2 protein-coding genes are annotated in these 1,871 nt (G+C 37.4%); both read right to left on the reverse strand.

Features of this window, described 5'->3' with window-relative positions:
- Nucleotides 1-289 precede the first annotated feature (289 nt).
- The gene (locus COU51_01065; GenBank protein PIR66970.1) at nt 290-970 is read right to left on the reverse strand and encodes a hypothetical protein; all 681 of its coding nucleotides are present in this window, start codon (nt 968-970) and stop codon (nt 290-292) included.
- 4 nt (nt 971-974) lie between these two features.
- Nucleotides 975-1,769, reverse strand: a complete 795-nt coding sequence (locus COU51_01070; GenBank protein ID PIR66971.1) for a nciI — start codon at nt 1,767-1,769, stop codon at nt 975-977.
- Nucleotides 1,770-1,871 lie beyond the last annotated feature (102 nt).

Genomic DNA, 1,871 nt, shown 5'->3' on the forward strand with positions numbered 1-1,871 from the left:
CGCGAAGCGACAGCCAACTGGCGGGAACCGCCGCCCATTGTAGCGAAAGAAGCGAAGCGATTTCGCTACAACGTATCGGCATATCTGATGTTTGCCATAGCGATAGCGGAGGCAAATATGGGTGGAGGCTTTTGTAAAAAGCCGTAACCAGATATGCCGTGTTATATGATGTATGCTTTTCTTTTTGTTCCGCCTTAGCGGAACCACTTTTCTATAATGAACAAATTTTATTTTTGTCTTGGCGTAGGGGCAGAGGGGCTGGGGGTGAATGCCCCGAAGCCAAGACTCCTTATTCGGTATGATCTCTTTTGTTTATCGCTTCTTTTGAATTTTCAGGCAACTCTTCATAAAAAGTGTCTACTTCTTTTGGTTCCGTTAGCATTTTTTCAGCGATAAAATTTATCAATTCAAAAAGTTTTAAAACTAGTTCTGGCTTTTCTTCAATATTGATTTCTCCGGGATGTACTGCATTATTTCCAGTAATTCGTAAAATATCTAAGGATTTTTGAATTTGAGGATTCAATCCTTTTTTGACTAAATTTTTTATATCGTCATTGATATTTTCGCCTTTTTCTCCAAGCTGTTTACATAATTTTTGAAGTGCTAATCTCAATAAAGCGGCAGACGATCGAAGCGAATCATTAAAGATGATTGCGGCTTCTAGATAATCAGTTTTTATTTCTTCTGATAAATCATTGTTTGGCAAATCAACAACCATCTTTTTAGGATATACAATTTCTTCGCCAAGCCAAATTATTTTTTTATCACAATGTTGGCAAGCAGATATTGTCCAACTATGATCAAGTCCCTCTGAAAATCCCGATAAACTTGAAATATTCTGATTATAGTTTCTTGAATTGCTTTCGCTTGCCACTATATTCGCCCAAAATTGTTTTGCGTAAACACCACAATGCGGACAATGGAATTGTCCTTTTGCATGTTCTGGCGGATAATATTTTTCTCGTTTCATAAGATTAAATTATTGTTGTTGCTTTTTCATAAAGTATAGGCAAACAATCCTGCCTCATTCTAAATTTCGTTCCGTGATTATGGCCAGTGCGAGCGTCAAAATCCACTAAAATTTTACCTTCTTCCAGTGCTTTCAAAAATCCTTCAAAACTAAATTTCTGTAACATCATTACTTTTGTGTAGTGATAAAATTCTTTTTTGCGTCTGATTTCTACTTCGGCCTGAACGTAAAAAGCGTTAAGCAATTTTGTTCCGGCTTTATGTTCCAAATCGTCAAAGCCCCAATAGGGTTGTGGGTTAAGTTCGCTAAGTCCAATACGCTTTTTAACTTGTTGTAGCCATTCTTTATGTCTTTTGTCCACGCATTTTGAATCAAACGAAATTAAAATTTTTCGCTCCTTGCGATCAACAACAACTTTAAATCCTCTATCACTGCAAGAATTGCCGTGAATAGTTTGGCGAAAACTCATTTCGCCTTTTGGATATTTTTTGCCGTCTTCTTGGTGTGCCCAGCCGTAAAGAGGTAATAAAACTTGCGGAACAAAACGAATTGCCCGAGGTGAAGGCTCAATATGAAAAAGTGTTGTTAGTGATGTTGAATTTAAGCGTTGGGCTTTTAATTCCCATTCAGCGGCATTTGGAATTGGCAAATTGTTTTCCTTGATTCCGAGCAAGTCTTCAAGAGTGTTGCCGATACCGCCGGCGTTTCCTTTTCGTGCGTTTGGCACAAACCCCATTGCAGAAATTTCTTTCAACTTTGCGATTAGAGCCGGTTTTGTGTAAATAATTTGTTTTGACATAGTTATAATAGTTTAGCTTGCGATTGATATTGTTTTATCCTTTTTTTTGCCGACTCGCAATAATCCGGCGAAATATCAATCCCAATATAATTACGATTAAAA

Source organism: Parcubacteria group bacterium CG10_big_fil_rev_8_21_14_0_10_36_14, assembly GCA_002772895.1.
Classification (GTDB): Bacteria; Patescibacteriota; Patescibacteriia.